Annotated in this window: 6 protein-coding genes and 1 other annotated feature; all 6 genes read left to right on the top strand. The window is 36.6% G+C overall.

What is annotated here, in order from left to right; translation table 11 throughout:
• Positions 1-272: 272 nt before the first annotated feature.
• Positions 273-1,676, top strand: coding sequence for an aldehyde dehydrogenase family protein (locus ACEN31_RS07145; RefSeq protein ID WP_407109039.1), 1,404 nt, complete (start codon positions 273-275; stop codon positions 1,674-1,676).
• Between the two features lie 221 nt (positions 1,677-1,897).
• Positions 1,898-2,917 (top strand): rod shape-determining protein, encoded by a 1,020-nt coding sequence (locus ACEN31_RS07140; RefSeq protein WP_407109038.1) that lies wholly within the window; start codon positions 1,898-1,900, stop codon positions 2,915-2,917.
• Between the two features lie 27 nt (positions 2,918-2,944).
• On the top strand, positions 2,945-3,784 hold the full coding sequence (gene mreC / locus ACEN31_RS07135) for a rod shape-determining protein MreC (RefSeq protein WP_407109037.1): 840 nt from the start codon (positions 2,945-2,947) through the stop codon (positions 3,782-3,784).
• On the top strand, positions 3,785-4,327 hold the full coding sequence (gene mreD / locus ACEN31_RS07130; RefSeq protein ID WP_407109036.1) for a rod shape-determining protein MreD: 543 nt from the start codon (positions 3,785-3,787) through the stop codon (positions 4,325-4,327).
• 111 nt (positions 4,328-4,438) lie between these two features.
• Positions 4,439-4,660: a binding site (T-box leader), on the top strand.
• 109 nt (positions 4,661-4,769) lie between these two features.
• Entirely contained in the window at positions 4,770-5,585 is an 816-nt protein-coding gene (locus ACEN31_RS07125) for a transporter substrate-binding domain-containing protein (RefSeq protein WP_407109035.1), read from the top strand.
• Between the two features lie 43 nt (positions 5,586-5,628).
• Positions 5,629-6,432 carry a transporter substrate-binding domain-containing protein gene (locus ACEN31_RS07120; RefSeq protein ID WP_407109034.1) on the top strand — a complete coding sequence of 268 codons (804 nt, stop codon included), beginning with the start codon at positions 5,629-5,631 and terminating at the stop codon, positions 6,430-6,432.
• The last annotated feature ends 41 nt before the right edge of the window (positions 6,433-6,473 follow it).

Here is a 6,473-nt window from a genome sequence, read left to right as displayed (position 1 = left end):
GGTAAGATGTGTGTATGGATTCATAGCTTTCTCCTTCTAATAGTTGGTTGGTACATCTATTTTATAGGAAAACTATGGATCTTTTTTTATTTTATTATTGTTGTTGCACTTAAATTGTAAATTCGTCGCATATAAATTGAATGAAAGTGCTTCCGATGATAGACTAGATGATGAACAGAATAAATGATAAGTTGTTATTTTGATAGTGGCTTATGTATTTATTGATTGAATTTAATTATATGATACCTAGACTCATGAAAGGGAAAATATTAGTGAAAACTTACCAAATGTATATCGATGGTGCTTGGACAAATAGTCAAAGTTCTGAGACAAAAGATGTGATTAACCCTACAACCGAGGAAGTCATTGCGAAAGTTCCAATTGGGAACAAAGAGGATGCAAATAAAGTTGTTGCAGCTGCAAAAAGAGCATTCCCAAGTTGGAACACGTTATCACCTGAAGAACGCGCAGAATATGTCTTAAAAATTGGAAAAGGCATTCGTGAAAGAGCAGAAGAAATTACAGACTCAGTCGTAGCAGAACTAGGATCTGCTCGTAGTTTTAGTGAATATTCTCAAGTCGTTCGTTCAGCTGAAGAACTAGAGGCTTCTGTTGAAGCATTAAAACAATTTGATTTTATAGAAGAAATTGAGAATGCGACCATTATGAAAGAGGGCGTTGGTGTTATTGCAGCTGTTACACCATGGAACTATCCTTTAAACCAAATTCAACGTAAAATTACACCCGCACTCTTAGCAGGTAATACAGTCGTTGTTAAACCTGCTTCGGATACACCGATAACCGCAATGATACTAGCTGAAATCATTGATGAAGCTGGGTTACCTAAAGGTGTTTTCAACTTAATTACAGGTAGCGGAAGTGATTTAGGGGACTACTTAGCAGGACATCCTGATGTCGGCTTAATTTCCTTCACAGGTTCGACGGATGTCGGTCGTAATTTATTCGACAGAGCTAAAGGTGACATTAAAAAGCTTGTACTTGAACTAGGTGGTAAATCTGCCTTAGTTTATTTAAAAAATGGTGATTTACAAACAGCAGTGAAATCTTCAATGGATACGGTATTAAATAATACAGGACAATCGTGTTCTGCGTTAACTCGCTTACTTGTGCCAGAAGATGAATTTGACGCCGTGAAAAAGGCTCTTGTTGAATATGTCGAAGAGGCTAAAGTCGGCGACCCAAATGATAAAGAGGTTGTTGTTGGTCCCCTAGTTTCAAAAGGACAAAAAGAAACAGTTCTTGAATACATTGAAAAAGGAAAACAAGAAGGAGCGGAAGTTCTTATTGGTGGGAATGAAATTGACCGTAAAGGGTACTTTGTTGAACCAACTGTATTTGTGAATGTTTCTAACGATATGACCATCGCACAAGAAGAAATCTTTGGCCCAGTGCTTTCAGTTATTACTTATAAAGATGTCGCTGAAGCCATTGAAATTGCGAACGACTCAGAATACGGTCTAAGCGGCGCTGTTGTGGGTGACGAAGAAGAAGCTTTAGAAGTAGCTCGTCAACTTAGAACAGGAAATGTTATTGTTAACGGAGCGACAGTTAACAATGCGGCACCTTTCGGAGGTTATAAACAATCGGGTGTTGGCCGGGAGAAAGGCCACTACGGAATTGAAGATTACTTAGAAATTAAAGCGATATTTAAATAAATTTTACTAGGGGCTAGCAAGACAGCCCCTTTTTTATGGAAAAAATTAGAAGAATAATAAGTCTTACTTAAGAAGTTCGAGTAAATCCTAGTTATTTAGTTTACAAAATGAAAAAAACTTATATAATTTTATTAAGAGTGTGAAGTTTGGTAGCTTTTTGACCGATTGGTTTGCTATAATGTTTTGGTATGATTATATTCTTGTCAAAAGGAGGAGAAGCAATGTTTTGGAATAAGCAAAGACTAGGCATTGACCTCGGGACTGCTAATACCATCATCTATATTGAGAAAAAAGGCATTGCGCTAAGAGAACCTTCCATTGTTGCCAAGCAAATCGACACGGGTGAAATTGTTGCCTTTGGAAAAGAAGCTGAGCAGTTAGTAGGAAGAACCTCTGACAAATATGAAATTATTCGGCCAATGCGTGATGGCGTTATTGCAAATTTTGAGTTAACAAAACAGATGTTATCTCACTATATTAAACAAGCTGTTCATCGGTCCATTTCACGACCGGAAGTAGTTATCTGTGTGCCAAGTAATATCTCAAAAGTTGAAAGACGAGCGATGATTGACGCAATTAAAGACTTAGGAATTTCTCGCGCCATGATCATTGAAGAACCTTTTGCAGCAGCCTTAGGTGCTGATTTATCAATATCCGAACCCCGTGGAAAGATGGTGGTCGATATTGGTGGTGGGACAACAGATGTTGCGACAATTTCCTACGGAGAAGTAGTGGATGATATTACAACCCGTGCAGGTGGGAACCGCATGAATGAAGCGATTCAAGCATTTGTTCGAGAAAATTACCAATTAGCCATTGGCTACGGTGAAGCAGAAGCATTAAAGATAGAAATTGGGAATGCGAAATTTACTGAATATGATAAAAATGATAAGATGGTCGTTAAAGGTCGTAATATCGCAACAGGTGTTCCTGATGAGCGAATTATTTATGCTAAGGTCGTTTCTGAAGCCTTAGATGAAGTCATCTCGATGATTGTAACGTCAATTAAACAAGTGTTAGAAGTGACGAAACCTGAGCTTTCTGTTGATATTATGGAATCTGGCATCGTCCTATCAGGCGGTGGCGCTTTATTAAAGCGACTACCTGAAAGATTGTATGACGAAATTGGTATCCCTGTGCACTTATCTAAGATACCTCTCGATAGTGTCGCAATTGGTGCAGGAAAGATGCTGAAAGAACTAAATAAACAAGGTAAAGAACACGAGCGTCGCTCACGCTAGGGTTTTTTAGGTAAGGAAGAGGAATGAATGTTAAATAATAAGAAATTAATCGGAATACTTATCTCAGGTATAGCCGTAATTTCATTGGTATTCTTTTCACTGAATAATGGGACTACTAATGTTGTCAGTAGTGCAGTCAATGAAACCGGTGCGTGGGTAGGAAGAGTCTTCTCTGCTCCCGTGAATATCGTAGTGAATTTTGTTGATTCAGTTGATGAATTAATAAATACCTTTGAAGAAAATCAAAGTTTAAAATCTAAAATCGATGAAATCGATGAGATGCAAGTAAGAATTGCAGATTTGGAAACTGAAAATGAAAAAATGCGTCAAGAATTAGATTTATCAGAAACATTAAGTGACTTTACGCGTGTCAATGCCACGGTTATTTCTAGAAATCCTGATCAATGGATGGAAACTCTAACAATTAATGTTGGGGCAAATGAAGGAATCAAAAAAGACATGTCTGTCATGGCTGGGAACGGTTTAATTGGACGCATTGTCGAAGTAAACCCAACGAGTTCGAAAGTAATGTTATTAACAACACAACAACAAAATGAAAGTATGGTCTCTGCGAGAATCCAAACTCAAGGCGATTCATCTGCCAATGGTATCGTGAGTTCATATGATCCAAGAACAGGACACTATATTATGACCCAAGTTGATCCAGCTGCAGAAATCGCAAGTGGAGATATGGTTATTACATCAGGTCTTGGTGGAATCACTCCAGCTACTTTATTAATTGGGGAAGTGGCTGAGTCTTATATGGATGATTATGGCTTATTCCAAGTTGTTGAAATTGAACCTGCGGGAGAGATGACCGATATTCGTTTCGTAACAGTGATTATCGGTGAAGGGCAGAGTGAGTAGATGAGAATCAATCGTTGGCAAAGATTAAAGTGGACGATTCCTGTAATTTTATTCCTAACAACTATTATTGATGCGGCTTTACCAGCCATATTTCCAGCTGCATTTTTAGGGAATGGCCAAGTGATCGTTTCACATATCACTTTGTACTATATTGTGACATTTGCTTTTTATTTTCGTGAAAGTAATATTTTAGTCTATAGTTTTATCTTTGGTTTATTCTATGATTCGTATAACACGACAGTCTTAGGTGTTTATGCTACTTTATATTTTGTTATTGCTTATTTAATTATTAAAGTTAAAAAGTATTTTCCAAAGAAGATGCCAGTTCATGCGATGTTATTCTTTGTAGGGATTGTAATTCTAGATGCCTTAGTTTACGTCTTTTATAATGAATTAGGCACGTCAATGATCTCAATGACAGGCTTTTTAGTTTCAAGATTGAGTCCGACATTAATCTTTAATATTGTGATGTCGATCATTCTTTATTTCCCAACTCGAAGCTTACTAAATTGGTTAGGGTATGAAGATTACATTATATTCTAATTATTAGAATAAAATGATAAAAGAATTCTATTATGAAACTCATTTTAATTAAATCATAAAAAACAGTTGACTTATGTTCTGAGAATTGCTAAACTCATTTCAAGTTAATAAATTAAGTCTGAGATTAAGAGAGTAAACAATAAAGCTCATCAAAGCGAGGTAAGGTAGAGTGGAAGCTTACCGATGAATTATTGTTGAACCGCACTTATGAGACAGGCAAGTGAATAAGTAGCTTGCTTCGCTGTCTGAGCGTTAACAATTTTGAGGGAATTCGTCTAGTTTATCTAGAGGAGTTAACTAGAGTGGTACCGCGGTCTCAAACCCGTCTCTATGTTCGAAGGAACTAGAGACGGGTATTTTTGTATACATTTGTATATAAGACTTAAGATTTAACAGTCGCGTTGAAGTTGAATTAAATAAAAAAACAAAAGGAGAAATAAAAATGAAAAAAATGATGAAAGTATTATTAACTGTCGTTGTCGTATCAGGGTTATTTGCTGTAGTGAAACCTGCAGAAGCACAAAAAACATTAGCTGATATTCAAGAAGCAGGAGAATTAGTCGTAGGTACGAGTGCTGACTTCCCGCCATTTGAATGGGTTGTTTTAGATGGAGGCGAAGCACAAGTTGTTGGGATTGATGCGGATCTAGCACAATTAATTGCCGATGAAATTGGTGTTGAGTTAGTTATTGAAGATACATCTTTTGATGGTTTAATTCCTTCAGTTAGCTCAGGTCGTGTAGACATGGTTCTTGCAGGAATGACTTATTCTGAAGAACGTGCTGAACAAGTAGATTTCTCAGAAGTATACTACGAAACAAATAGTAAATTTGTAGTTCCAGTAGGAGAAGAAGGAAACTTTGAGTCAATAGAAGTTTTTGCTAATTTAAAAATCGGAGTTCAAAAAGGAACTATCCAAGAAAGTTTACTAAATGATATTCTCCCTGATGCTGAATTAGTATCAATGAACAAAAATGGCGATCTAATCGAAGCGTTAAAATCAAAACGTGTGGATGCAGTCTTAATGGACGGTATCGTAGTAGGAGAATTCGTTAACTTAAACAGTGACGCAATCGTTTTATTAGATGACATCCAAGTTGAAGAAGAAAACGAAGGATTCGCAGCAGTAACGGCTAAAGGTAACACTGAATTAATGGAAGTGATTAATAAAGTTGTGGCTGATGTGACTGAATCAGGACAAATGGAAGAAATCGTAACTAAGAATACAGAATTAAACGCTGAACAAACAGAAGAGTAAACAATAAACGAATTATCAGCGGACAACATCAGGAGGCGGAACAATGAAAAAAATAATGAAAGTTATCACAGCAGTAATGTTACTAGCATCACTTGTCTTACCATTATCTAACGCGAAAGCACAAACAACGCTAGAGAGCATTAAAGAAAATGGCCAACTTGTTGTTGGAACATCGGCTGATTATCCACCCTTCGAATGGATTTCAATCGAAGATGGAAAAGAAGAAATTATCGGAGCAGATATTGATTTAGCCCAAAAAATCGCTGATGAAATTGGCGTAGAGCTAGTCATTGAGAACATGGGCTTTGACGGATTAATCCCTTCATTAAAGACAAATCGTGTGGATATCTTAATTGCTGGTATGGGTTATACTGAAGAACGTGCTGAGCAAGTTGATTTCTCAACACCTTATTATGAAACAACAGATTACTTCGTTGTTCGTGCCGAAGACGCAGAACAGTTTGAAGATGCCTCAGCTTTTGCTGAGAAACGCTTAGGTGCTCAAAAAGCTTCAATTCAAGAAGGAATCATTCTAAGTGAATTCCCTGATGCAGATTTAACTTCTCTAGGGAAAAATAATGATTTAATTCAATCACTATTAACAAACCGTTTAGATGCTGTTTTATTAGACGAAGTCGCAGCAGCTCAATTTATTAAACAAAATGATGATAAGTTATTTCTTTTAGAAGAATTCCCATTCATTGATGAAGAAGCTCAGACAGGTCAATCAGTTATTTTAAATAAAGATAACGAAGATTTATTAGAAGTCATTAATAGCGTCGTTGAAGAAATGGTTGAAAATGGCGAGTATGATGAATTAATTGAAAAATATATAGAGTTAATCTAAAGAAATATCAAAGGAGCCGTTTGTAATACTACTGACGGTTC

This window comes from Ruoffia sp. FAM 26255 (genome assembly GCF_045528525.1).
Taxonomy (GTDB): Bacteria; Bacillota; Bacilli; order Lactobacillales; family Aerococcaceae; genus Ruoffia; species Ruoffia tabacinasalis.
This window is presented reverse-complemented; position numbering and strand designations above follow the sequence as displayed.

Excerpts from the sequence above, each read along its gene's own strand:
- ACEN31_RS07140 (WP_407109038.1), top strand. The coding sequence starts at position 1,898 with ATGTTTTGGAATAAGCAAAGACTAGGCATTGACCTCGGGACTGCTAAT.
- mreC (WP_407109037.1), top strand. The coding sequence starts at position 2,945 with ATGTTAAATAATAAGAAATTAATCGGAATACTTATCTCAGGTATAGCC.
- mreD (WP_407109036.1), top strand. The coding sequence starts at position 3,785 with ATGAGAATCAATCGTTGGCAAAGATTAAAGTGGACGATTCCTGTAATT.
- ACEN31_RS07125 (WP_407109035.1), top strand. The coding sequence starts at position 4,770 with ATGAAAAAAATGATGAAAGTATTATTAACTGTCGTTGTCGTATCAGGG.
- ACEN31_RS07120 (WP_407109034.1), top strand. The coding sequence starts at position 5,629 with ATGAAAAAAATAATGAAAGTTATCACAGCAGTAATGTTACTAGCATCA.